Source organism: Caldalkalibacillus mannanilyticus JCM 10596 (genome assembly GCF_000615945.1).
GTDB classification, from domain to species: domain Bacteria; phylum Bacillota; class Bacilli; order Caldalkalibacillales; family JCM-10596; genus Bacillus_AT; species Bacillus_AT mannanilyticus.
In genome coordinates this window covers 101,316-124,017 of the sequence record NZ_BAMO01000001.1, presented here as the reverse complement: position 1 = coordinate 124,017, position 22,702 = coordinate 101,316, and the positions used below count along the sequence as shown (strand labels likewise).

Here is a 22,702-nt window from a genome sequence, read left to right as displayed (position 1 = left end):
CTATAGTGGCTCCTTTTTGTGCTCCTTGATTTTTAAAATTAGAAACCCACTACCAAATAAAATCATGGACCCGATATAAAAGATATACTCGATTGTCAGAAAATCAATAAGATAGCCTCCCCCCATAATCGCTATCCCTGAAAAGAGGGCTGTCCAAAAATGATATACTCCGATTTGCTTCCCTCGCGTTTCTCCATTCGTTAAATCAGCAATCAATGCTTTTTCACTTGTTTTCTGCATAGCACCTAGGAATCCTAAAAAGATTTGCAGAACATAGACCTGCCAAATACTTGTAACGATCGGAAAGAGGAGAAATATACTACCCGTCCCCCACGCATAAAGGACTAAATACAGCTTTCTTCCAACTCGATCAGAATGACTCCCGATCCATTGATGAACAAGAGCAGAGCTTATCGTAAATAAACCATAAGAAATCCCAAATTGAGAAAAGGTAGAACCTACTTCCTTAATAAAAAGGATATAAAAAGGAAAGACAAGACCCGCTCCTAATATAGCCACGCTTTGAGAGATAATCACCCACTTCAACCTATTCTCCATACTTCCCGTACCGTTCGTAAAACTTATTCATAAAGCGTTCATCTGGATCATATTCTCGTTTCTTTTCAAAAAAAGTTTCATGCTGCGGATAAACCCTGCTTAGCTGTTCAAGACTTGGGTACAATTGATAGGCTAGATAGTAGGTTCCATCATATTCAATAGCCAGCTCTACCATTCGCTGCGTGGCTTGCTCCGTCTGAGCTATGCTTTGCTCAGACAACCCCTGATTGATCAAGAGAACAATGGCAAGACTCTCTTTTTGGGCATAGGATAACATAGCTTCCTCATTTTTGGGGACATAGCGGACTGTAATATTAAATACATTCAGCTCTTCTTCTTCTACAATGCCCCTTAATCCATCTATGAAGCTAGCAAATTTCTCCACAGGAATAAAGTATTCTTGAAGAATATCTGTATCATGATCAGAAACATAGTCTAAGAATCTAACTTCAGGTCTCATCGCATTGTTGCGCGAAAGAATCTCTTTTTTGTCAGGGGAATATAACACCTTTTGCAGATCCCACAAACGATTTTTACCCCAGTCATACTTTCTTGCCAAGCCAAAAACAAACTTATTTCTTTCTATGTTTTCTTCCTGTTTTAGATCTGAAACTCCCTCCTGAGAGAAGGTTTCACTCTCTTCCTTCTCTTCTATCCTGACATAATTCGAGGCATACATTTCCGTTAATAAAGAGCTGGGAGCAGTTGAAAGTCTAGCAATATGTAGCTCTACAGCCGTGTTTCCTAGAACCTGCTCTTGAAAAAATGCTGGATAATCCGTGTACAGCATATGCTCATGCTGCACTTCATAGATTGCTTGATCCGTTAGCTGTAATTCTACATCCAAGATAACTCCAAATAACCCATATCCACCAATCACAAGGGAGAATAATTCTTCATTCTCATGACGGCTCACATTGAGGATTGTCCCATCAGCAAGAAGGAGGCGAAAGGAGTTCACTGTCTCAATAATGGTCCATAGCGCACATCTCTGCCATGAGCATTCGCACTTAATGAACCACCCACGGTAAAAATATTGGAGGATTGCATCACCTTTATAGATAAGCCATATGGGTTAATATAATCCTGAATCTGTTCCCAGGTTGCCCCACTTTGTACTCGAATCCTTTTATTTTCTACATCAAGTGAAAGGATCTGATTAAAGGAAGTCATATCTAGTAACAAGGCATCTTCATAGAAGATATGCCCTCCCTGAGAATGTCTTGCTCCCGCAATAGATATCTTCAAATTCTCTTTCTTTGCTTTCATAATGGCATCAACAAGTCCTTGTTCTTGTTCACTCTGGACAATCTCTTGGACATGCACTGGCATGATTCGGCTCACATCATGGATGAGCAGCTCATTTTCTGCTTCTCGATTCACCTGCAATGAATAGAGAAAAAGGGAAGTATATCCTATGATGAAGGAGGAAATTCCTGCAATGATGATCTTTTTTCTAAACTTTTTCATTGAAACCACTGACCCTTTCCTATTTCTTCACTCTTTTGTCACTCTTCCAAATCGCTTCCACACTCAAAATAAGTTAAAATAAAGGCTGTGATTTGTTTCACTTCCTTCTTTTTTTCACCACACTACCTAATATCAAAGGAGATGTCTACACAATGATGCAAAGAATAGCTTGCGTTTGTTTTTTATTAGTCGCCTTACTATTGCCTGTTGAAGTACTGGCACATTCATATCCTACAGTATCTAGTCCCTCAAGTGAAGAAATAATAACCACAGAGATGAAAAGCATTCAGATTCAATTTAACACGAAAATAGAGCCAATTAGCACAATTGAAGTACATAATGAAGCTGGTGATTCCTTTCCAGTGGAGCAGATCAAAGTGGATCACGATACCTTAACTGCCACACTTCAAGAACCTCTCTATACCGATCATTATACCATCACATGGAAAATTGTTGGTTTAGATGGACACCTTGTTGAAGGCGAGATTCCATTTGAAGTGCAGTATGATCCTCCTGCTCCAATCATTGAACCAGAAGAAGAGACTTCACCTGAAACAGATGGTAGCACCGAAGAAGAGCATGAATTGACAAACACTGCTGAAGAGAATAAAGAGATTGAAGCGGAAACAATAGCTGCTTCAGAAGGGAGCCTATTTTCTTACCTCCTGTATGGTCTGTTTGGAATTCTTGGACTTGCCATTCTTTATACCCTGTGGAAAAAAAGGAGTTCTCTATGATCGTTTCAACCACTCAAGCACTACTCTATCTTAGTTTTTCGATTCTTGTAGGGAATGCCATAATGTCTCTCATTCCCACATCACATCGACCAGAAATGGGGGTTCCGAGAAGTCTAATCCTTGTTAGCGTTCTCTCCATCCCCCTCCTTTCCTTCTTTCCTGTTTTTGCTCTAGCACAGGAAATGGCCGTTACATTTGATATGGAAACATGGAGTATGTTTTATGAGATCCTTTTCCTATTTAATATCGGGAAAGCTTGGCTATGGACCATAGCCCTATCCATCGTGCTATTTTTCTTATTTTTAAATCCCTTTCTGGCAAAACATAAAATTTTACAGTATTTCTCTTTCTTTTTCTTGCTCGCTCTTATCTTTGTTCAAGGCTGGGCAAGTCACTCAGGCTCACTAAATCCGCTTAAGGGAACCCTTCTGCACTCTCTGCATTTTATGGCAGTCACACTGTGGACAGGAATCTTATTCTGTGTAGCTTGGTTTTCAAGAAACACGATCAACTGGTCGATCTTTTTACGCTGGTTTACTCCGCTGGCTATCATTTGTATCCTCGTTCTTATTGGAACTGGGCTGGGCATGACTAATGAAATTGCACCGGAATACTTAAACTCTTGGATGCTGGATTATGGACAAGCCTTGCTCTTGAAACACCTGCTCTTTTTTGCCGTGATTGCCTATGCTATTATCAATGGAATCCTGATCAGAAAAAACTTGGCAAAAGATCCATCTATTCAGCCCCTCAAGTGGGTTCGACTTGAGAGCGTCATTCTCTTCCTTATCTTTTTCGCTACAGCGGTGATGACAGAGCAGACTCCACCTCATGAGGTAGCTCAGGTTCTAAAATATGAAGATCCTTCCTGGTTATTTCAATGGTTCGTACAGGAAACCATTGAGCCTACTATGACAGTAACCTTGCAGTTTACCATGCTGAGTATGCTACTTGCTCTAGGTTCCTTCGCTGCTCTGTCACTGGTTCTTCTAGCCTATATCAAAAAATGGTCTATCTGGAACAGCTTCGTATATAGTATATTGTTTGTAGTATTAGGCTATCTAGCGCTGATGACAGCCGTTCATGTATAAAGGAGGAGATTTCAAGATGAGTATTCCGTTTCAAATAGCTGTAGACGAAGAACGAATCCTACGTGCGGATTTTTTCCCATGCCAGGAGAAATCAAGAGGTCTGTTGATCATTTGTCATGGCTTTAAAGGCTTTAAAGACTGGGGCTTCTTCCCGCAAGTCGCTCAAGAATTATCCACTCTTGTTGATGTCATCACCTTTAACTTTACAAATAATGGAGTGGGGGAGGAACTGACTACCTTTTCAGAGCTTGATCGCTTTGCGCAGAATACCTATTCAAGCGAATTGGAGGATCTACATCTTCTTATCCAGAGAGTCAAAGAGCAGAAAATAAAAGCACTTCCTCACCACTTGAGTACGGCTCCACTTTTTCTTCTGGGACATAGCCGTGGGGGAGGAGTCAGCCTTATTTATGCTCTCGACCACTCGACAGAAATTAAAGCCGTTATAAGCTGGAATGGGATTACCAATGTGGATTTATTCTCGACAGAAGTGAAGGAAGAAATGCGCTTAAAAGGAAGAGCTTATATCCCCAATGCCAGAACAAAGCAGCAAATGCCATTAGATAAAATCATACTCGATGATATGGAACAACATCATGAGCGATTTAATATCATTGAGCGAATCTCAGAAGCCCCCTTCCCGATCATTCTGATTCAAGGCACTAATGATTCTCCACACTTAAGAGATGGCTCTTCCAAGATCGTAGAGAAGAATCCTGCGATTAAATGGGTTCAAATTCCTGATGGAAACCATACCTTCGGAGCTGTACATCCTTATCAGGGAATAACAAAGCCACTACAGGAAGCAATTGCTCAAACCAAAGAATTTCTTTCTCGTTTCTGATCTCTATTTATAGAAGGTTATTGAGCTATCGATCGATCAAGCCTGTATCGTTGATTTTCAAAAAATCAATGATATAGGCTTTTTTTTCAAACCGAAAGGGAGCTTATTTCGTCTAATATATAGAAAGAGGTGATACCTAAATGAACGAACTAGAGCAATTATCGCTAACTGATCAACTGCTCTCTGATAGAGAACAGGTCATAGATGAATTAATGCATGAATATAGCGATGCAATCCTTCATCTCGTATATACATATGTGAAAAATCGAACCACAGCTGAGGATTTAACACAAGAGATATTTATAAAGTGTTATGAAAAGTTAGGTCAGTTTAATCAACGCTCATCAATAAAAACATGGATATACAGAATCGCTAGCAATTATTGTAAGGATTATTTAAGAAGCTGGCATTATCGTAAAATAACCCTTAACGAGAAAATATTAGACTACATACCTTCCAAATCTAAACACGTTGAAGAGGAGATTATTTCGAAAAATGAAGAAAACAGTTTAACAAATGCCGTCATAAATTTACCTATAAAATATAGAGAAGTAGTTTATCTCCACTACTATGAGGAGCTGTCCTTATCAGAAATCAGTAAGGTTACTAGCGTAAATATAAATACATTAAAAACGAGATTAAAACGTGCAAAAGAATTATTAAAGGAAAAAATGATAGAGGAGGTTTGAACAATGAAAGATCCATTCATTAACCTGAAGAGTTCTATGAAAAAAACTATTTTTAAAGATTTTTCCTTTTCCAATGAGCGGAAAAATGCAGTCAAAGAAAACATACGAATGAAACATTTTCAATCTAGGTTTCATTCTTGGGAGGAGAAAACTCTCTTAGCTGTATTAGAATCCCTTCAACATGGAGAAAAGCACGGCTACGACATCTCTACCCATCTTTTTCAAAAAAATGAACTTCGTTTTCAAAACAATGAAGGACAGCTTTATACACTATTGCATCTACTTGAAAACAAAGGAATTCTAACTTCCACATGGATCAAAGAAAAGAAATATTATTCCTTAACTAAAAACGGAAAAAAATACTTAGCTACCTACAATCAAAAAAGTGCTAAACAACGCATATCCCTCAAACACTTAATAGAGGAGGCATCATTATGAGTTCATCCAAATTTGAAGAATTTTTAAATAAAGTAACCTCTAAAGTAAAATCTAAAGAAGCTCACGGTATGATAAAAAAAGAACTGACCCATCACCTACAAGAGCTGAGCCACTCCTTCCAAAAGAGAAACTCTTCCCAAGAAGAGGCTGATGCAAAGGCAATAAATGAAATGGGAAATCCGTTTACCATCGGAGAGAGTTTAAATCGTATTCATAAACCAAAAATCGACTGGGTTCTTATTTTCTTATTTGTCATGATGATAAGTATTAGCTTTCTTCCACTAAGAGGTGGACCTTCTGAATTGTCCTCTTATTTTATAGGACGGCAAACAATCTGGCTTACCCTTTCCGTACTTGTAATTGTCGGTGTCCTTTTCTTTGATTATAGAAAATTAAAAAACTGGTGGATTTTCTTTTATGGGAGTGGCTTAATTCTGCATTTATATATTCATTTATTCGGTTATATGACGAACGGAGTGAAAAAATGGATGTCAATTGGGGGAGTTACCATTGATGTAACAGCCATAACCTTACTTTTGTTTTTCTTAGCATGGGCTGGTATCTTTAGTAAAATCAATGAATTTCACAGTTGGATAAAACAAGTCTTATTATTTTTCTTATTTTGGACACCAATCCTTCTCTACATTTTAGTTCCACAAGTAATGTTAAGTATCATGTATATTTTCTTTATGATTGCCATGTTTGCCTTTTCTCATATCCATAAAAAATTAGCTTTAAAGTTAGCTGCCACTAATGTGGTAGCCGGTATCATTTTTATGGCTACTATGCTTATTACATCTCATGGGGGGTATTACTATAATAGATTGTTTGCTTTTATAAATCCAGAAGCTGATCCAAATGGAGCGGGATATATGTATATTGTGGTTAGGGATGCGCTCTTACAAGCTGGATGGTTAGGAAACGGACTTTACAATTTGCATTCGATTCCAGAACCACATACAGATTTTGTTTTCCCTTATCTCGTTTATTCTCTTGGCTGGGCATTCGGCATACTCCTTTGTACAATGCTTTTGATATTTATTTTGCGAATCTCGAAAAATGCTTTTAAAACAAAGGATCTATATGGAAGATTGTTAGTGATAGGTGGTGCTACATTATTTACCGTTCCTGCTTTCTGGAACATTCTCATGGGATTTGAACTAGTACCTATAATGGCGGTCCCCCTACCCTTTATTAGTTATGGAGGAAGCATGTTGTTATTTAACTCTGTTATTTTAGGACTTATTCTAAACGTCTATCGAAGAAAGGATATAACTGAGCCTACAATAGTAAAGCAGCTATGATTTGTTTCTGTCAACTAAACAGTGAAAATCATTACCTCATCTTATGGTTGTATTAAGAAAGGACGGGCAGAACAATGGATTTCAAAACAGTTATGCAGGAGCTTGAAGAGCTCGGTAAGGAACGAACGAAAAAAGTATACATATCCAATGGTGCGCACGAGCCGCTTTTTGGAGTGGCTACGGGTGCCATGAAGCCAATGGCAAAGAAAATAAAAATAAATCAACCATTAGCTGAAGAGCTTTATGCCACAGGCAACTACGATGCCATGTATTTTGCAGGCATTATTGCAGACCCACATGCAATGACTGAGTCCGATTTTGACCGTTGGATGGATGGAGCCTATTTTTATATGCTGTCTGATTATGTTGTGGCAGTCACTTTAGCAGAGTCAGCCATTGCACAGGAAGTTGCTGATAAATGGATTGCAACTGATGACGAGCTAAGAATGTCAGGGGGCTGGAGTTGCTATTGCTGGCTTTTAGGGAATCGCCTAGACCATGAATTTTCTGAAAGCAAGATTTCAACTATGCTTGATCTTGTGAAAAATACGATTCATGAATCGCCAGAACGAACGAAATCCTCTATGAATAATTTTCTCTTCACCGTAGGACTTTCCTATTTACCGCTGCATGAAAAGGCAGTCGAGACCGCAAAGGAAGTAGGTACGGTAGAAATTAAAAAAGACAAGAAAAAAAGCAGTCTTCTAAACGCTGCCGAAAGTATTCAAAAAGAAATGGATCGAGGAAGGGTTGGTTTCAAACGAAAATATGTAAGATGTTAAGTACGTTTGTTAAAGAACAAAGGACATAACATAGTAGTCATAGCTACTATGTTATGTCCTTTCATTTATAGTTCTTTTTTTAAGGATTATCCTCTTCATTCGAACCTGAGGTTTCCTCGGCTGGTGGACTTTCTTCACCCGTCTGCGATCCATTTGGTTCTGTAGATTCTTCTTCAGAACCCTGTTCTTCTTCCTCTGGAACCTCTTCCTGATCCAATTCTCTGTTAAATTGGTCAATAAGATCATTTAACCAATCATTATATTCTTCGTTATCCACCTGATCTTCTCTTCTGAAGTGTGGAGAGTCTGGACTAACAAGCACTGTCACACTATTAGATGAAGAGCCAACCTGACCTGTTTGTAGATTCACTACAGTAACCTGATACTGATATTGACCCATAAGCTGGACATCTTTATCTACCCAACCTCTTCCGTTCACTAACTGATCTCTAGTCACTTTATCAGCTAAGACCTTTTGCTCACCTGAAACAAGATCGGTTCGACTGATCGTATAGCCTACTCGCTCATCTGAACTTGGGGTAAACTCTAAATCAACAGATACACTTAAATCACGATATAAAGTAACAAATGCACTAAGATCTTGAATGGAATCTAGTTTCGCTGGTGGCTGTAACTCTTCTACCCCACTTGGCTTCTCGAAGGAGAGCACAGGTTTATCCTCATGCGCTTTTTCCATTACATACTTAAACACTTTTGCTGGATGATTCCCACCAGAGGTATCCATTACATGCCCTTCTTTTACTTGATCAAATCCCATCCATACAGCAGCGGTATAATGAGGCGTATACCCTACAAACCAAGCATCTCGCACACCCTTATGACCTTTAGGCGCTTGAGTCGTCCCTGTCTTACCTACTACAGGATGATTGAACTGTGCTCTTTTCCCTGTTCCTTCTTTTACTACTTTCTCCAGCATCTTTGTCATATACCATGCAGATTGAGGCGTAATGACTTGCTCGTAATTAATTTGCTTCTTACCGATATGCTCACCATGACGATCAATCATTTTTTCAATCAGATATGGTTCCATTTGAATACCTTGGTTGGCAAAGGCACTATAAGCGTTAGCCATTTTCAAAGGGCTTGCTCCAATGTCTCCTAACGCAATTCCTAGCTCGCGTTTTGGATTCTCAAAGCCAAATAACTTAGAATATTGAACTCCTTTATCAATCCCAATTTGATTCAATAGCCATACTGCTGGAGCGTTATATGAGAACTGAACTGCTTCCATCATCGTCACATCTCCACGATACTTTCCATCATAGTTTCTAGGGCTATAGCTTCCGTAGCTTTGTTTTTCATCCTTCACTAGATCAAATGGATTCCAGCCCGACTCTAGGGCAGGAGCATAGACTGCAATCGGCTTAAAAGTCGAACCAGGCTGTCTAGCGTCCGAAGTGGCACGATTCGTTCCTTTTCGAACATAGTCCCTTCCCCCCATAGCAGCTACTACTCCTCCTGTATGGTGTCCATAATCACCATACTTCCTTGAACAATAAGCTCAGGCCCAGACTGCGGAAATAGCTCTTGGGATACTTCACTATCTATATTCAGGGCTTCATACATCGCTTCTTGAGCCTTGAGGTCAAGTGCCGTATGTATTTCATACCCTCCTGTTAAAATGTCATCACTAGAGATGCCATATTGCTTCTCTGCCTCAGCCAGCACCATATCCACATATGTATCGATGGCTGGATTTCGTGCTGCTCCCTGCGTGTTTAATTCAAGCTCTGCATTGACAGCAATATTTCTTTCCTCAGCAGTGATTTTTCCTTGATCAGCCATTAAGCGCAGAACAAGCTGCCTTCTCTGCTCACTTCTCTCTTGATTGTCCTCTTTTAATGGAGAAAAGAGGTTAGGTGCTTTAGGTAGTGCGGCTAAAACCGCCATTTCTTCTAATTTTAATTGATCTGCACTCTTGCCAAAATAAACCTGAGAGGCAGCTTCAATTCCATATGCCCCATGACCGAAGTAAATATAGTTTAAATACATTTCTAATATTTCATCTTTGGTATATTTTCTCTCTAGTTTAAGCGAGATGAGAACTTCTTCTGTTTTTCTCATCCATTTTTTTTCATTACTTAAAAAAACATTTTTAACGAGCTGCTGCGTAATGGTACTTCCACCCTCAACCTTGCTTCGGGCAATGATATCACGATAAAGTGCTCTGGCTATCGCTTTAAAATCGATACCCTGATGCTGATAAAATCGTTGGTCTTCCACTGAAAGAAAAGCTTCTTGCAGCAATGGATCTATTTCTTGGATTGGTATATATTTCCGATTCTCGATAAATAAATTGGCTACTTCTTCGCCGTTATTGTCATAGATTGTAGTAGCTTCTCTCATTTCTAGCTTAGATTCATCGATCTCGTAATTCTTCGCTAGAACCACTCCCATAAAACCAACTAAGATAATACCAGATAAAACAATTGTGACAAAAAACGATAATAGTACAAGCTTCGTATTGATTTTCTTTTTCTTTTTTCGTGGTTGTTTAGGTTTCACACCACGTTTTTTCTCTTGTTGTCTTGAATCTTCCACTTTTTCATCCCCCTCTGTAAGATCCACAGAAACAGATCTATGCACTATTATAAACGATTTAGGTTGAAAAAAGTTTCTCATCTTTTATCAAACGTCACTATTTTGTCATGCCCTTATTGCCTAAAACCTTCTTTAATTCTCTCTTTTTCTGTCTTGCTTTTCTTTTTTATTTTTCTTATTTTTCTTATCTTCTCGATCTTTCTTTTTCTTTGAATCTTTTTGATCTTTTTTCCCCTTCTTTTCTTTCTGTTCTGCTTTTTCGTTCTTTTTTTTCGATTTTGGAAGTAAATTGTGGACTCCCTCCGGTTTACTAAAATGAAGGACTTCTTCTCCCTCCAGCATTTTATCCATCACATATCGAAAGATCTTTGCTGGATGATTGCCTCCGCTTGATTCCATCCTGTGTTCCGCATCCATTTGATCGAAGCCAATCCAGACTGCGGCTGAATATTGCGGAGTATACCCGACAAACCAAGCATCCCGAACGTTCTTTCCTCTTTCACTACTTTGAGTGGTTCCTGTTTTTCCTGCTACATCGTGGGTAAGCTGCGCTTGCTTTCCTGTTCCATTCTGAATAACTCCTTGCAATAAGGTTGTCATCGCCCAAGCTGTCTGAGCAGAAACTACCTGTGTTTCATCTTTTTGTACCTCGACGATGGATTCCCCGCTAGGAGTAACGATCTTCTCTATGACATAAGGTTTAACAAGAACTCCATCGTTGGCAAAAGCACCGAAAGCACTTGCCATTTGTAATGGACTTGCCTTCACACTTCCGAGAGCGATTCCTAATTCTCTATCGAGATCATGAAAGCCGAATTTTTGAGCAAGCTCGATTCCATGATCAATCCCTATTTCATGAAGCAACCAAACAGCAGGAGCATTATATGACCATTCAACTGCTTCCTTCATTTGAACTTTGCCACGATATACCCCATCATAGTTTCGCGGTTGGTAGCCATTATAGTTAATTAGCTGATCCTGAATATCATCATAGGGAGACCACCCTTGTTCTAAAGCTGTGGCATACACTGCAATGGGCTTGAAGCTTGAACCAGGCTGACGCTTGGCTTGAGTAGCTCGATTATATCCCTTGCGCACATACTCTCTTCCTCCGCTAATAGCCACAATCGCTCCTGTATCGTGGTTTAGAATAATCATACTTCCTTCACAGGATGCCTAGGTCCGTTCGCTGGAAAAAGTTGAGCCGATATTTCACTATCCAATGAAAAAGCTTCATTTACTGCTTCTTGCGCTGTTGTATTGAGTGCCGTATGGATCGTATAACCTCCCGACAAGATTTCTTCCTCACTAATGCCATATTCCTTCTGCGCTTCCTCTAGCACCATATCTATATAGGTAAAGTAAGCTTCATTGGCGTATATTCCATTCTCTTTATTCAACGCTAGTGGAGACTCAAGAGCCGCTTCCCACTCACGCTCTGTAATCAACCCTTCATCCTTCATTACATTCAGAACAATTTTCCTTCTTTTTTCACTCCGTTCTTCATTTCCTTCATGAAGGGGAGAATAATGATTGGGCGCTTTGGGCAAGGCTGCTAGCATTGCAATTTCTCCAATCTCTAGTTCTTGAACCTCTTTGCCAAAATATCTCTCGGCAGCAGCATCAATCCCATAGCTCCATGCCCAAAATAAATATAATTCAGATACATTTCTAAAATCTCATCCTTGGTATATATCTTTTCAAGCTTGGTAGCAAGGATGATTTCCTCTGTTTTTCTCAACCAGCTCTTTTCCCGATGTAAAAGTATATTTTTTACTAGCTGCTGAGTAATCGTACTTCCTCCCTCCACTTTACTACGAGCCAGAATATCTCGATATAAAGCTCTGATAATCCCTCTTCCATCAATTCCGTTATGTTGATAAAACCGTCTATCCTCTACTGCTAAAAACGCTTTTTTGACTAGGAGAGGAGTTTCATCTATTTTCAAATAGTTTCGATTCTCAATAAAAAACTTAGCTACTTCCTGCCCTTCGTTATCTAACATTACGGAAGTACGGTGCATGACAAGCTTGCTTTCATCCAACTCCTGTTGATTAAGGAGGAAATAGATCATAGATGCTCCTAACACCAAAAAAAGGGCACATAGAATACCCAAGATAAGCAGAAAACGCTTTAGCCTGTGTCGTCTTGTTTCTTTCTGGTGCGTTATAGTATGACTTTGAGGTTGTTTCATGCTTGCTTCTCTCCTTTTCTCTTCCTTTTATTCTTCGAATGAAGGAAGAATATTTTGGGGAGTGAAGTCGAATCAGCAGCATTCCATACAGAAAAAAAGGTTCCTAAGTTAAGATTATTCTTCCTACTTAGAAACCTTTTTCATTTTGTTATCTCATTTTGCTAAAATAGATCGTTCATAAAGCTCTCGAGCTTACGCCTTACCCCTTAGTAATACTTTCAATGGTCGAGCGATCCAATTTCCGAACCAAACTGATCAGAAGCTGCTTAGCCGCCTTAATATCATCTACATGAGCAATGGCAGCATGACTATGTATATAACGCGAACAAATTCCGATCACCGCTGAAGGTACACCATTTCCACTTAGCTGAACACGTCCGGCATCTGTTCCACCTTGTGAAATAAAAAATTGATACGGAATGTTTTCAGACTCAGCCGTGTCTAGGATAAAATCTCGAAGCCCTTTATGAGTAATCATCGATCTGTCGTAAATTCGAAGCAAAGCACCTTTACCTAGCTTACCGAACCCCTCTCCAGAACTGCCGGGCGTATCGCTAGCAGGCCCCGCATCAAGAGCAAAAAAGAGGTCAGGCTTGATCATATTAGCGGAGGTAGCCGCTCCACGTAATCCCACTTCTTCTTGAACATGAGCTCCGCTGTACAACTGGACCGGCAGAGATTCATTTTGGAGCTCCTTTAATAATTCAATGGCTAACCCACAGCCATAGCGATTATCCCAAGCTTTTGCCATAATTTTCTTCTCGTTTGCCAGTGGAGTAAACGGGCATAGAGGGAGAATGGGCTGTCCTGGGCGAACCCCGATCTTTTCTACATCTGCTTTATCATCTGCTCCGATGTCGATAAACATATTTTTTAGCTGCATCGGTTTATTCCGTTGTTCTGGAGTTAAGCCGTGAGGAGGCAGCGATCCTACTACTCCGATCACAGGCCCTTGATCCGTGATGATCTGTACTCGCTGTGCTAATAATACTTGACTCCACCAGCCACCTAAGGTTTGAAAACGGATAAAGCCATTCTCTGTGATTTGTGTGACTAAAAATCCAACTTCATCCATATGCCCAGCAACCATTACTTTAGGTGCATTTTCTGCGGCATGTTTCACCCCGAAGATACTCCCTAGATTGTCTAGTATGATCTCATCAGCGTATTTGCTTAGCTCTTCCCTCATAATAGCCCTTACTTCATGTTCAAACCCTGGGGCTCCAGGTGCCTCCGTTAATTTCTTGAATAACTCCAACGATTGTACATCCAATTTTTATTACTCCTTTCGCATCATTATTATTTCGACACTCTACTTTTTGTTCTATATGTTCATTTCGCCTTCCTAAATGAAATATCCTCTACTATTTGCAAAATTAAAATTTTCAGAATTTACCGATGGATAATGACTTAAGTATTCCCTATAATAGAAGGAGTAGACATAGTGGGGAGGAATGTATCATGAACATTGAACTAATCGATCTTACTTTCAACGATGAATCCCTTGATCTCATAGCTTATGATGATGTTGTGTTATCCATTTTTGAAATTGGTATTGAGTTTTATATTGTCATGAACTAAAAAACATCTTCTTTACGGTGGAGAAACCGCGAATTTGGGTCACTCCATCTTTTTATGCTGTCTACAATATAAAGGTCCCCATTATTGAAAGCGCTTCGTTTTTTCCTGCTTTTTAATGCTCAATACCTCGTCATAGTGTATAATAAAGCTAATATTTGCCTTACATTAATAAGGATTAAAGATCATCATTGACTAGAAGAACAGCAGCTTGGCTTGGGGGTGAATCATTGAGTTCTAGTACATATGACACGTTATATGAATCAAGTATTATTCGGTGGAATCGGCGAATTATCAACAACTATTGGCTCATTTTAGCTATTAGCATCATGGTTTCAACCTCTAATTATTTCATCTCTGAAAAGCCTTTAGCTGAATATGTCTTGAACATTGTCATACTCCCATCCGTATTATTACTGTCCATCATTCTTATGGCAGAGTTAATTAATAAATATGTGAATACAAAGCATTCCTCTTATTACATCATTTTCTGTGGCTCTCTCATTGCTCTCGTGATCATCTTTGCTCATTCAACCGTTCGAGGAATTGAAAGTGCTTTATTACTTCCCATTTTTTCAGCTTGTATATTTTTCAGAAAAAAACAAGTACTATTTGCCACAGGTATTTCAAGTATCTTCTTTTTATTCTTTGTTTTTTGGGAACCGCATTTTTCTCAAAAATTTGATCCTATCCATACTATTTCGATACTCGCGGTCATCTTGATTGCCTATGTATTATCCATGATGATGATTGAACGAGCTTCCGAGCTATTGAATGAATTAAGCAAATCCATGCAAGCATCTCAGGAGCTAATGGTATCCAAAATTCTAATGGAGAAAATGTCCAAGACCGATGCCTTAACCAATGTAAATAACCATAGAGCTTTTCAAGAATATACGGATGATTTACTTCAACACTCCAAGAATCTGACCTTACACCTTCTGCTTATTGACATCGATAACTTTAAACAGGTGAATGACACCTATGGTCATCAGGTTGGAGATTCTATACTTAAGTTCACTGCTCAGACTATTAAAGAGAACATTCAGGATCATGATTTTTTAGCTCGTTATGGGGGAGAAGAGTTTGTCTGTATACTCATTGATCAAAGCGTGGAAGAAGCCCTTCACACATCTAAAAAAATTAGACGTAAGATATTTCAAATAGGTCATGAAGAATTAGATCATCATTCCATCTCTGTAAGTATCGGACTTCACACCTATGCCCATACTATGAGTAAAGACAAATGGTTCCAAGGAGCAGATGAAGCATTATACTACGCTAAGAAAACCGGGAAAAACAAAGTGGTTCACTACGATAACATAAAAAAAGGAGAATCCATATGAAGTGGGGTCGTTTTTTTCTAGGTCTTGCGGCTGGAATGGCTGTAAGCTATGTATACACTAAGAAAAAATCACCTTCTCTAATCAAGCCGGAGAAGGTGATTCAGATGGTCAAAGAGCGGTATAAAGAAACCATGTCTATCACAGGTAGCTGGATTCATACTGAGCCCAAAAAAGAAGCCATCAACGGCATACAGTATACCATCTACCAAGGTGGTTTTACTGCGGTTATTGATGGCTATCCTACATTCTATGAATTTAAGGTTGATGCAGATACCGGCACTCTTTTACAATTAGAGCCGTAGGATTATTCGTTCCAGCTATCCATATAGCTTGAATCTTCAAAGGAAAGCGCAAAATTGGTAACTCTGAGTGGTCTGAAAGTATCCACCATCACTGCCAATTCATGCGTTTCTTTTTTTCCAATACTTGCTTCGATTGTTCCAGGATGAGGACCATGAGGAATTCCTGAAGGATGTAGGGTAAAGGAGCCTTCATCCACTCCTTTTCTACTCATGAAATTTCCTTCCACATAATACAGCACTTCATCACTATTTACATTACTATGGGCATAGGGTGCTGGTATTGCCTCAGGATGGTAATCAAATAGACGAGGAACAAAGGAGCAAACCACAAAATTATGACCTGAGAAAGTCTGATGAACCGGCGGTGGTTGATGAATACTCCCTGTAATCGGTTCAAAATCATCTATGTTCAAGATCCAAGGGAATAAATATCCATCCCATCCAACCACATCAAATGGATGATACTCATACTTAAATGAAGTGAGCTCATTATCAATATTAACGATGACCTCATAATCTCCTTTTTCCACATAGGTGTTCAGCTTCTCTGGAGTGCGGATATCCCTCTCGTTGAACGGTGAGTGCTCCAACAATTGACCATATTCATTACGGTAGCGTTTTGGAGTTTCAATCCGGCTGTTCGATTCCAACACAAGGAAGCGATGATTAGACTCCCCTTCCAGCCTTATGCGATACGTTGTACCAATCGGAATGACAATATAGTCCCCTGGACGAAATGCCATCTCACCAAAGATCGTTTCAATCACTCCATGACCATAATGAACGAACAAGAGCTCATCCTTTAGACCATTGCGATAAAAATACTTCATATCTTCTGTTGGTGTACATAATCCAAGCTGTACATCTTCATTCATCAAAAAGTATTCTCGACCCTGAATCGCATCTTTTCCTATTCCCCAACCCTTTGTTTTAAAATGGCGATGCTGAAGCTTGCCTCTTTTTCCACGGGGATTTCTTTTCTCCCGAGCTTGGTAACCTTCGCTACCTTGGTCGGAGGATAATGATGATAGAGTATGGATTGAATGCCTGAAAAACCTCGGGTACCCATCACTTCCTCATAATAAAGAGTCCCATCAGGTTTGCGAAACTGAGTATGTCTTTTCTTTGGTACTTCTCCTAAGCGATGATAAAAAGGCACATCATTCGCCTCCTCTCTTGTTTACACTATTTCGTAAAACACCTAATCTTTCAACCTTAAGCTGAATAACATCATGGGGTTGAAGCCATTTCGGGTCAGGTTGCTCTAAGATACACCCACTTCCCACTGTACCGGTACCAATCACATCTCCAGGATACAACATGCAATCTTGTGAGATCCTTTCAATCATTTGTGGAATAGACCAATATAATTGATTGAGATTCCCTGTAGAGATCAGCTCACCATTAAGGTATGCTTCCATCTGGAGATCAATCTGTTCCCCTTGGACGCGATCTCTCCATTCCTCGGGTGTCACGATGAATGGACCGAGAGAAGTCGCAAAATCTTTTGCTTTCGCTGGTCCTAACCCTACCTTGACTTCTTCGGCTTGAATATCTCTGGCACTCCAGTCATTCATAATTGTTAGACCAAATACATGTTCAAAAGCTTTTTCACGAGAAATATTTTTCCCAGGCTTGCCTATAACAAACGCTACCTCTAATTCAAAATCCCATTTCTCGGATGAAGAGGGGAATGAAACTTCTGCTTCTGGCCCAATGATGGCTTGATGATTACTAAAATAAAAGACAGGGAAGTCATACCACTGATCAATCATATCTAAGCCTCTTTTTCCTCTGGCTGTTTTGACATGCTGTTCAAATGAATAAGAATCTCTTACGCTGCTTGGTTTCGGTAATGGAGCTGCAAGCAGGGCAGGGTCATATGGAAAAATAGCATCTGGAGCCTCTTTCATCAGCATTTCCCACTCTGCTTCATCCTTCTTACTAAAGCACTCATGAGCGCTCATGAGCTCGTTCCTCCATTGATCCTGTTCCTCTATGAAGGAAAGCAAAGAACAGGGAAGGTGTTTTGTTTTCTCGGAATCAGACAGCGGTGGTTCAGATTCCACCAATAGAAAGGGCAAATCTACGATATAATGATGATATAACAGACCCGCTCGCAATTGGGACGTTCCCCTATGGCGATATGTTACCCATTTCATTTTACAAATTTCCTCTTCTTTCTTGCTCCCTTTCAATAGCTTCAAATAATGCTTTGAAATTTCCTACTCCAAAGCCTTTGCTTCCTTTTCGTTGAATAATCTCAATAAATAAAGTAGGACGGTCCACAATTGGCTTGGTAAAAATTTGTAACAAGTAGCCTTCGTCATCACAGTCCACAAGAATATTTAGCTTTTTTAGCGCTTCAATCTCTTCATCTATATTTCCCACTCGTTCTTTTAAATCTTCATAATACGTGTCAGGAACATTTAAGAAGTCGACTCCGTTTTCTCTTAGCATCCCCACTGTTTTTACAATATTAGAAGTAGTTAAGGCAAGATGTTGGACTCCAGGACCATTGTAGAAATCAAGGTATTCCTGAATCTGAGATTTTCTTTTTCCTTCTGCTGGCTCGTTAATGGGGAATTTAATTCTACCTAAGCCATCTTGCATTACCTTAGACATAAGAGCGGAGTACTCCGTGCTGATGTCCTCATCACCAAAATGAATCAATTGCTCAAATCCAAAAACATTCTCATAATAAGAAACCCATTCTTCCATTTTATTAAGCTCTACATTCCCTACAATGTGGTCAATTCCAAGAAGGCCTGTTTCCTCTACCTGATAAGAAATCTCATACGCCTCATAGCCCGGGGCAAAAACACCATTATATTGACCTCTTTCGATTAAGGAGTGGATCGTATCGCCATATGTACCGATGATTGCTTTTTTGTATACTCCATTTTGATCTGAGAATTCTTGAGGCTCTTGGATGGATATAGCTCCTCTGGAGATCGCTTCTTTGTATGCGTTTTCAACATTGTCCACTTCAAGAGCAATGTCTTTCACTCCGTCTCCATGCAGCTTAATAAACTCACTAATGGGATGATCAGTAACCAAGCTTGAAGAAAGAACGAAGCGCATGTTCTTTTGCTTCAGAACATAAGAAACCTGCTCACGCTGCCCTGTTTCTAAGCCAGAATACGCCACAGGGGTAAAGCCAAATCCCTTCATGAAGTAATGCATCGCTTGCTTCGCATTCCCTACGTAAAATTCAATATAATCTACTTTTTTTATCGGAAAAAAATCCTGCATCAAAAACCCTCCTATATCGATTTGTAATAGGTTAACCATTCTAATTTCATTCTATTTTGTAAAAAAAAAGTACGCAAGAACGTCCGTTAACGCTCTTCCGCTTTACTTAAACAAAGAAATAATGAAATATTGAATAATAACATCTGTATTGGCACAAACTTGTATATTAGGAGGTTTTCTATATGTCAGAACCCTTGATCCATGATATTGCAGAGATTCTCATTAGTGCTTTTTGCATTTTACTCTTTCAAATTACCTTCATTATCTTAGGAAGTCGATTTGGCTGGTTCCTCTGGATTATTAAGAAATTTCTTGAATTCAGGAGAAAAAGAGAACATAAAAAAAAGAGGAAAAGTCCTGTACAGCCTCAAGAAGAGTAACCCTTCCTCTATTCATCCTTTTGAGGTCTTCATTAAGGGCTCTTCAAAATGGACACTTTCCCATCTTTCCACCAAATTTGCTCATTTTTCTTTTCTCTCCATCCGCCTTGATGCTTTATTTCCTCAATAACGATAGAGATTTCTCGCCACATATGCGAAATAGGAAAACCATCTGTTTGTTCCACATAATCTAGCATGAGCGTAAAATTAATATCATCTAATTTCTTTAAATCTCGGCTAATAGCATCATATCGCTCTACAGAAATAGGCTTTTCTGCTAGCAATTCCTTATGCATGTCGATAAAATCCTGCCTCGCCTGATAGGTCATCATTTCTTGATTCATTCTCTGATCACTGAATCCAAAATCATCCCATCCTTGTTCCATTTAATGGCTCGATACTGAGCATCATGATAAAATGTAACCCACCATTCTTCCTCTAAGACTTTCTTTACCCATTTTTCCTTAGCATAGATGGAATCCATTGGATAATCATCATAGGCTAAGACCCACAATGGATTTTGATGCGCATGAGTCGGCATCAAATCCCCAAAATGAAGTGCCTTCTCTCCCTTACTTTCTATACAAATGATCGAATGCCCCTGACTATGTCCCCCAGTATGAATCATTTTAATCTCTTCCAGCACTTGATATTCCTGAGAGAAAGGAATAACTTGATTCACAATAGCCTCCCAATTTTCAGCCCAATAGGTGTTTCGCGAACGTATATTAGGTTGCCTCATTTCATTCCATTCAATGTCTGAAACAATAATTTTTGCCTGAGGAAAAGCGGGTTGCCGTCCTTCTTCCGTTTGTAATGTTAATCCGCTAGCATGATCAAAATGCAAGTGAGTCATCAGCACGTAATCAATGTCGGCTGGAGTCAAGCCAAGTTGAAGGAGGGATGCTTCAAGCTTCGATTCTTCTGTCACTCCAAAATTTCGAAGCTGTTTTTCATTTAAGCGCCCAAAACCAATTCCAGAATCAATGAGCAGATTGATTCCTTCTTTTTGGATTAAAATGGGGTCGGTCCGAAGTTCAATTTGATTCCGTTCATTACATGGATATTTTTTACTCCATAAAGGCTTCGGCACCACACCAAACATCGCCCCACCGTCTAGGAAGGTATCTCCCCCGTTGAGCCATTTCAATGTAAGATCTCCTACTTGCAGCTTTTGCATCGATCTCTCCTCCATTACTTCTGTGGTAAAATGGCTTCACACCTAAAAATCTTAAGTCCTTGACTGGAAAATTTCTCTTCATATTCTGTCATGATATTTCCTTCGAAGGAACTGTTGTGTAAATCAAACGTAATATTTTTTAGACGACAACCGTAGCCAGAAAAGCTATTTAAAGAGTATTCGAAGAGTCCTTCATTATCTGTCTTCAAATGAATTTCTCCTCCATCTCCTATTAAGACATGATACTTATCTAGAAATCCACGATAGGTTAATCTTCTTTTTTCGTGACGATTCTTAGGCCATGGGTCAGTAAAATTGATATAGACCCTCTCTAATTCCTTCTCTTCAAAAAAATCTAATAGATTCTCTACATCTTCATTGAGAAGACAGAGATTGGGAACATTGGCTTGCTTTACTTTTTCAAGAGCCATCACGATGACACTCGTCTGTAGCTCTACTCCAATATAATTAATATCGGGATGGGCCTTCGCCATTTCTGAAACAAAGCGTCCCTTTCCCGTCCCTACTTCGATATGTATAGGATTTTGATTGCGAAAAAAAGAAGCCCATTTCCCTCTCATCTCCTTTGGATTAGGTATGACGATATGTGGATGGGCTTTAATTTCATCCGCTGCACCTGGTTTGTTACGAAGTCTCATTTGCGCACTTCATCCTCCTTATGTTCTTCCTGCTCATGCCAACAGTGTAACATTTTGAAGGGAGGTACATCAAGATAGGATATCAATGGTCTTAATCATATATTCGAATTGATTCATGTATTTATCCGCTAATTGGTCAGGCAGCAGAAATTCCACCATCACTCTTGACGACTCTCCTTCAAGGACATATACATCAAGAGCCGTTCTATCTTCATAGGAATAGAATATATAGCCCCATCCCTCACGGCCTTCTGTTTCAAAACGATTTAGCAATTCATACCCTTTTTGAGTAAACTTCTGAATTAAATGATCCATTTCCACGAGATGTGCCTGCTTTTCTTCTATATGCTTGACCTGAAAATAAACATCCTCTCCTGTATGAAACTGAATCGTATCCTTTTCCTCTTTAAGTTGCAGAACGGGATTATACCAAATAGAGAGCCACTCATTATTGTATTGGACAAGAGTTACATCTTTTTCAAAACCAGCAACACCAACTGTTACTACTTTTTCTTTCTGCTCTTGGGCAGGAGCTACTTCCTCTTCATTGGGAGCTCCCTGCTTGTCCTCTTCTTGAACTAGATTATCATTGAGAATGTCTGAAGGAAGGCTAGCACTACTGACTTCATTTCCTTCCTTTTCCCCTTGTCCACTTGCCTCTGGCAATTCCCCTTTATTCTGATGACAACCAGAAACCACCAATACGGATATCATAATGAGTAAGAGAAACCATCTACGCATCTCTTTTTCTCCTCCCCTTCTAATCATTTCATTTCTACCATTATTTATATAACGAAGGAAACAGAAAAAAGTTGCAGTTATTAACAAATTTAATAAAAAAAAATCGTATTTGATTCGTAAGCGTAAATTATTGTAACATAGAGAAATAATGATGAGGGAAAGAAGGGGACAGGAAATGGCATATGAACAAGACGGTATCAATCAAATTGAAGTAAACGAACTATTGGAGATCTACGAGGTAAAATCAGAGGAAACTGTGCTTCTAGATGTAAGAGAGCAGGATGAGTATAACGAAGGTCATATTCCTGGAGTCAAATTCTTACCAATGAGTGAGTTTGTTGAGAGATATGAAAAAGAATTAGACTCCTCTAAGAAGTATGTTGTCATTTGTCGCAGTGGAAATCGAAGTCAGAAGGTGTGTAGATTCTTACAGGACCAAGGCTTTGCAGACGTCACCAACTACGCTGGCGGTATGCTCGAATGGATGGGCGATATTGAAAAATAACAGTAGACATTGCTTATTTCTGATCAGAAGGAATAAGCAATGTCTTTTTTTATCTTTTTTTCAGGATAAAAATGAAAAATACTCAAA

Annotated in this window: 22 protein-coding genes and 3 pseudogenes; 11 read left to right on the top strand and 14 right to left on the bottom strand. The window is 39.3% G+C overall.

Annotation, left to right across the window (positions count from 1 at the left end):
* Both JCM10596_RS00620 and JCM10596_RS31600 read right to left on the bottom strand, forming a co-directional pair.
* On the bottom strand, positions 1-558 hold the full coding sequence (locus JCM10596_RS00620; protein WP_034680170.1) for an MFS transporter: 558 nt from the start codon (positions 556-558) through the stop codon (positions 1-3).
* Positions 548-2,028 (bottom strand): annotated as a pseudogene (locus JCM10596_RS31600) (FAD-binding oxidoreductase). Before JCM10596_RS31600 ends, JCM10596_RS00620 begins: the two are co-directional and overlap by 11 nt.
* A gap of 152 nt (positions 2,029-2,180) precedes the next feature.
* On the opposite strand from JCM10596_RS31600, the gene JCM10596_RS00610 reads away from it, so the two are divergent.
* The 7 genes from JCM10596_RS00610 to JCM10596_RS00580 all read left to right on the top strand — a co-directional run bounded on the left by JCM10596_RS00610 (position 2,181) and on the right by JCM10596_RS00580 (position 7,913).
* On the top strand, positions 2,181-2,765 hold the full coding sequence (locus JCM10596_RS00610; RefSeq protein WP_025025487.1) for a copper resistance CopC family protein: 585 nt from the start codon (positions 2,181-2,183) through the stop codon (positions 2,763-2,765).
* Entirely contained in the window at positions 2,762-3,856 is a 1,095-nt protein-coding gene (locus JCM10596_RS00605) for a CopD family protein (RefSeq protein ID WP_025025486.1), read from the top strand. Before JCM10596_RS00610 ends, JCM10596_RS00605 begins: the two co-directional genes overlap by 4 nt.
* A gap of 16 nt (positions 3,857-3,872) precedes the next feature.
* Positions 3,873-4,700, top strand: coding sequence for an alpha/beta hydrolase family protein (locus JCM10596_RS00600; RefSeq protein ID WP_025025485.1), 828 nt, complete (start codon positions 3,873-3,875; stop codon positions 4,698-4,700).
* Positions 4,701-4,840: 140 nt separating this feature from the next.
* Positions 4,841-5,389, top strand: a complete 549-nt coding sequence (locus JCM10596_RS00595; RefSeq protein WP_025025484.1) for a sigma-70 family RNA polymerase sigma factor — start codon at positions 4,841-4,843, stop codon at positions 5,387-5,389.
* A gap of 3 nt (positions 5,390-5,392) precedes the next feature.
* Positions 5,393-5,827 carry a PadR family transcriptional regulator gene (locus tag JCM10596_RS00590; RefSeq protein WP_025025483.1) on the top strand — a complete coding sequence of 145 codons (435 nt, stop codon included), beginning with the start codon at positions 5,393-5,395 and terminating at the stop codon, positions 5,825-5,827.
* Positions 5,824-7,131, top strand: coding sequence for an FtsW/RodA/SpoVE family cell cycle protein (locus JCM10596_RS00585; RefSeq protein WP_025025482.1), 1,308 nt, complete (start codon positions 5,824-5,826; stop codon positions 7,129-7,131). The genes JCM10596_RS00590 and JCM10596_RS00585 overlap by 4 nt, the downstream gene beginning before the upstream one ends.
* A 74-nt stretch (positions 7,132-7,205) precedes the next feature.
* Positions 7,206-7,913 (top strand): DNA alkylation repair protein, encoded by a 708-nt coding sequence (locus JCM10596_RS00580; RefSeq protein WP_025025481.1) that lies wholly within the window; start codon positions 7,206-7,208, stop codon positions 7,911-7,913.
* A gap of 79 nt (positions 7,914-7,992) precedes the next feature.
* Here the strand turns inward: JCM10596_RS00580 and JCM10596_RS27240 are convergent, their stop codons facing one another.
* The 5 genes and pseudogenes from JCM10596_RS27240 to JCM10596_RS00565 form a co-directional block, all read right to left on the bottom strand.
* On the bottom strand, positions 7,993-9,375 hold the full coding sequence (locus tag JCM10596_RS27240) for a transglycosylase domain-containing protein (RefSeq protein WP_051541101.1): 1,383 nt from the start codon (positions 9,373-9,375) through the stop codon (positions 7,993-7,995).
* 8 nt (positions 9,376-9,383) lie between these two features.
* Positions 9,384-10,475 (bottom strand): transglycosylase domain-containing protein, encoded by a 1,092-nt coding sequence (locus tag JCM10596_RS27235; protein ID WP_051541099.1) that lies wholly within the window; start codon positions 10,473-10,475, stop codon positions 9,384-9,386.
* 132 nt (positions 10,476-10,607) lie between these two features.
* Positions 10,608-11,633, bottom strand: coding sequence for a transglycosylase domain-containing protein (locus tag JCM10596_RS27230; RefSeq protein ID WP_051541097.1), 1,026 nt, complete (start codon positions 11,631-11,633; stop codon positions 10,608-10,610).
* Positions 11,630-12,480, bottom strand: a pseudogene (locus JCM10596_RS29875) (transglycosylase domain-containing protein). Before JCM10596_RS29875 ends, JCM10596_RS27230 begins: the two are co-directional and overlap by 4 nt.
* A gap of 388 nt (positions 12,481-12,868) precedes the next feature.
* Positions 12,869-13,942, bottom strand: coding sequence for a M42 family metallopeptidase (locus JCM10596_RS00565; RefSeq protein WP_025025480.1), 1,074 nt, complete (start codon positions 13,940-13,942; stop codon positions 12,869-12,871).
* 535 nt (positions 13,943-14,477) lie between these two features.
* On the opposite strand from JCM10596_RS00565, the gene JCM10596_RS00555 reads away from it, so the two are divergent.
* Together JCM10596_RS00555 and JCM10596_RS00550 are read left to right on the top strand one after the other, a co-directional pair.
* Complete coding sequence (locus JCM10596_RS00555; protein ID WP_025025479.1) at positions 14,478-15,593, top strand: GGDEF domain-containing protein; 1,116 nt, start codon at positions 14,478-14,480, stop codon at positions 15,591-15,593.
* Complete coding sequence (locus tag JCM10596_RS00550; RefSeq protein ID WP_025025478.1) at positions 15,590-15,895, top strand: PepSY domain-containing protein; 306 nt, start codon at positions 15,590-15,592, stop codon at positions 15,893-15,895. Before JCM10596_RS00555 ends, JCM10596_RS00550 begins: the two co-directional genes overlap by 4 nt.
* Before the next feature lie 2 nt (positions 15,896-15,897).
* Here the strand turns inward: JCM10596_RS00550 and JCM10596_RS23040 are convergent.
* The 3 genes and pseudogenes from JCM10596_RS23040 to hppD form a co-directional block, all read right to left on the bottom strand.
* Positions 15,898-16,964, bottom strand: a pseudogene (locus tag JCM10596_RS23040) (homogentisate 1,2-dioxygenase).
* A gap of 91 nt (positions 16,965-17,055) precedes the next feature.
* Positions 17,056-18,057, bottom strand: coding sequence for a fumarylacetoacetate hydrolase family protein (locus tag JCM10596_RS23035; RefSeq protein WP_051541090.1), 1,002 nt, complete (start codon positions 18,055-18,057; stop codon positions 17,056-17,058).
* A gap of 1 nt (position 18,058) precedes the next feature.
* The gene (hppD, locus tag JCM10596_RS00535; protein ID WP_025025477.1) at positions 18,059-19,150 is read right to left on the bottom strand and encodes a 4-hydroxyphenylpyruvate dioxygenase; all 1,092 of its coding nucleotides are present in this window, start codon (positions 19,148-19,150) and stop codon (positions 18,059-18,061) included.
* A gap of 182 nt (positions 19,151-19,332) precedes the next feature.
* On the opposite strand from hppD, the gene JCM10596_RS00530 reads away from it, so the two are divergent.
* Positions 19,333-19,530 (top strand): hypothetical protein, encoded by a 198-nt coding sequence (locus tag JCM10596_RS00530; RefSeq protein WP_025025476.1) that lies wholly within the window; start codon positions 19,333-19,335, stop codon positions 19,528-19,530.
* 32 nt (positions 19,531-19,562) lie between these two features.
* On the opposite strand, the gene JCM10596_RS00525 is transcribed toward JCM10596_RS00530, so the two are convergent.
* The 4 genes from JCM10596_RS00525 to JCM10596_RS00510 form a co-directional block, all read right to left on the bottom strand.
* A complete protein-coding gene (locus JCM10596_RS00525) occupies positions 19,563-19,916 on the bottom strand; it encodes a hypothetical protein (RefSeq protein ID WP_148302476.1) in 354 nt (117 codons plus the stop codon).
* Positions 19,871-20,710, bottom strand: a complete 840-nt coding sequence (locus JCM10596_RS00520) for a YtnP family quorum-quenching lactonase (protein ID WP_025025474.1) — start codon at positions 20,708-20,710, stop codon at positions 19,871-19,873. The genes JCM10596_RS00525 and JCM10596_RS00520 overlap by 46 nt, the downstream gene beginning before the upstream one ends.
* 14 nt (positions 20,711-20,724) lie before the next feature.
* Positions 20,725-21,369, bottom strand: a complete 645-nt coding sequence (gene trmB, locus JCM10596_RS00515; protein ID WP_025025473.1) for a tRNA (guanosine(46)-N7)-methyltransferase TrmB — start codon at positions 21,367-21,369, stop codon at positions 20,725-20,727.
* A gap of 69 nt (positions 21,370-21,438) precedes the next feature.
* Entirely contained in the window at positions 21,439-22,110 is a 672-nt protein-coding gene (locus tag JCM10596_RS00510) for a hypothetical protein (protein ID WP_025025472.1), read from the bottom strand.
* A 175-nt stretch (positions 22,111-22,285) separates the two neighbouring features.
* Here JCM10596_RS00510 and JCM10596_RS23030 point away from each other — a divergent pair, with 175 nt between their 5' ends.
* The gene (locus JCM10596_RS23030; RefSeq protein ID WP_034680167.1) at positions 22,286-22,615 is read left to right on the top strand and encodes a rhodanese-like domain-containing protein; all 330 of its coding nucleotides are present in this window, start codon (positions 22,286-22,288) and stop codon (positions 22,613-22,615) included.
* Positions 22,616-22,702: the final 87 nt, after the last annotated feature.

Coding starts and splice junctions, on each gene's coding strand:
- JCM10596_RS23030 (WP_034680167.1), top strand. CDS start 22,286: ATGGCATATGAACAAGACGGTATCAATCAAATTGAAGTAAACGAACTA.
- JCM10596_RS00585 (WP_025025482.1), top strand. CDS start 5,824: ATGAGTTCATCCAAATTTGAAGAATTTTTAAATAAAGTAACCTCTAAA.
- JCM10596_RS00610 (WP_025025487.1), top strand. CDS start 2,181: ATGATGCAAAGAATAGCTTGCGTTTGTTTTTTATTAGTCGCCTTACTA.
- JCM10596_RS00580 (WP_025025481.1), top strand. CDS start 7,206: ATGGATTTCAAAACAGTTATGCAGGAGCTTGAAGAGCTCGGTAAGGAA.
- JCM10596_RS23035 (WP_051541090.1), bottom strand. CDS start 18,057: ATGAAATGGGTAACATATCGCCATAGGGGAACGTCCCAATTGCGAGCG.
- JCM10596_RS00530 (WP_025025476.1), top strand. CDS start 19,333: ATGTCAGAACCCTTGATCCATGATATTGCAGAGATTCTCATTAGTGCT.
- JCM10596_RS27240 (WP_051541101.1), bottom strand. CDS start 9,375: ATGGGGGGAAGGGACTATGTTCGAAAAGGAACGAATCGTGCCACTTCG.
- JCM10596_RS27230 (WP_051541097.1), bottom strand. CDS start 11,633: ATGATTATTCTAAACCACGATACAGGAGCGATTGTGGCTATTAGCGGA.
- trmB (WP_025025473.1), bottom strand. CDS start 21,369: ATGAGACTTCGTAACAAACCAGGTGCAGCGGATGAAATTAAAGCCCAT.
- JCM10596_RS00520 (WP_025025474.1), bottom strand. CDS start 20,710: ATGCAAAAGCTGCAAGTAGGAGATCTTACATTGAAATGGCTCAACGGG.
- JCM10596_RS00600 (WP_025025485.1), top strand. CDS start 3,873: ATGAGTATTCCGTTTCAAATAGCTGTAGACGAAGAACGAATCCTACGT.
- JCM10596_RS00550 (WP_025025478.1), top strand. CDS start 15,590: ATGAAGTGGGGTCGTTTTTTTCTAGGTCTTGCGGCTGGAATGGCTGTA.
- JCM10596_RS00525 (WP_148302476.1), bottom strand. CDS start 19,916: ATGGAACAAGGATGGGATGATTTTGGATTCAGTGATCAGAGAATGAAT.
- hppD (WP_025025477.1), bottom strand. CDS start 19,150: ATGCAGGATTTTTTTCCGATAAAAAAAGTAGATTATATTGAATTTTAC.
- JCM10596_RS00620 (WP_034680170.1), bottom strand. CDS start 558: ATGGAGAATAGGTTGAAGTGGGTGATTATCTCTCAAAGCGTGGCTATA.
- JCM10596_RS00595 (WP_025025484.1), top strand. CDS start 4,841: ATGAACGAACTAGAGCAATTATCGCTAACTGATCAACTGCTCTCTGAT.
- JCM10596_RS00510 (WP_025025472.1), bottom strand. CDS start 22,110: ATGCGTAGATGGTTTCTCTTACTCATTATGATATCCGTATTGGTGGTT.
- JCM10596_RS00590 (WP_025025483.1), top strand. CDS start 5,393: ATGAAAGATCCATTCATTAACCTGAAGAGTTCTATGAAAAAAACTATT.
- JCM10596_RS00605 (WP_025025486.1), top strand. CDS start 2,762: ATGATCGTTTCAACCACTCAAGCACTACTCTATCTTAGTTTTTCGATT.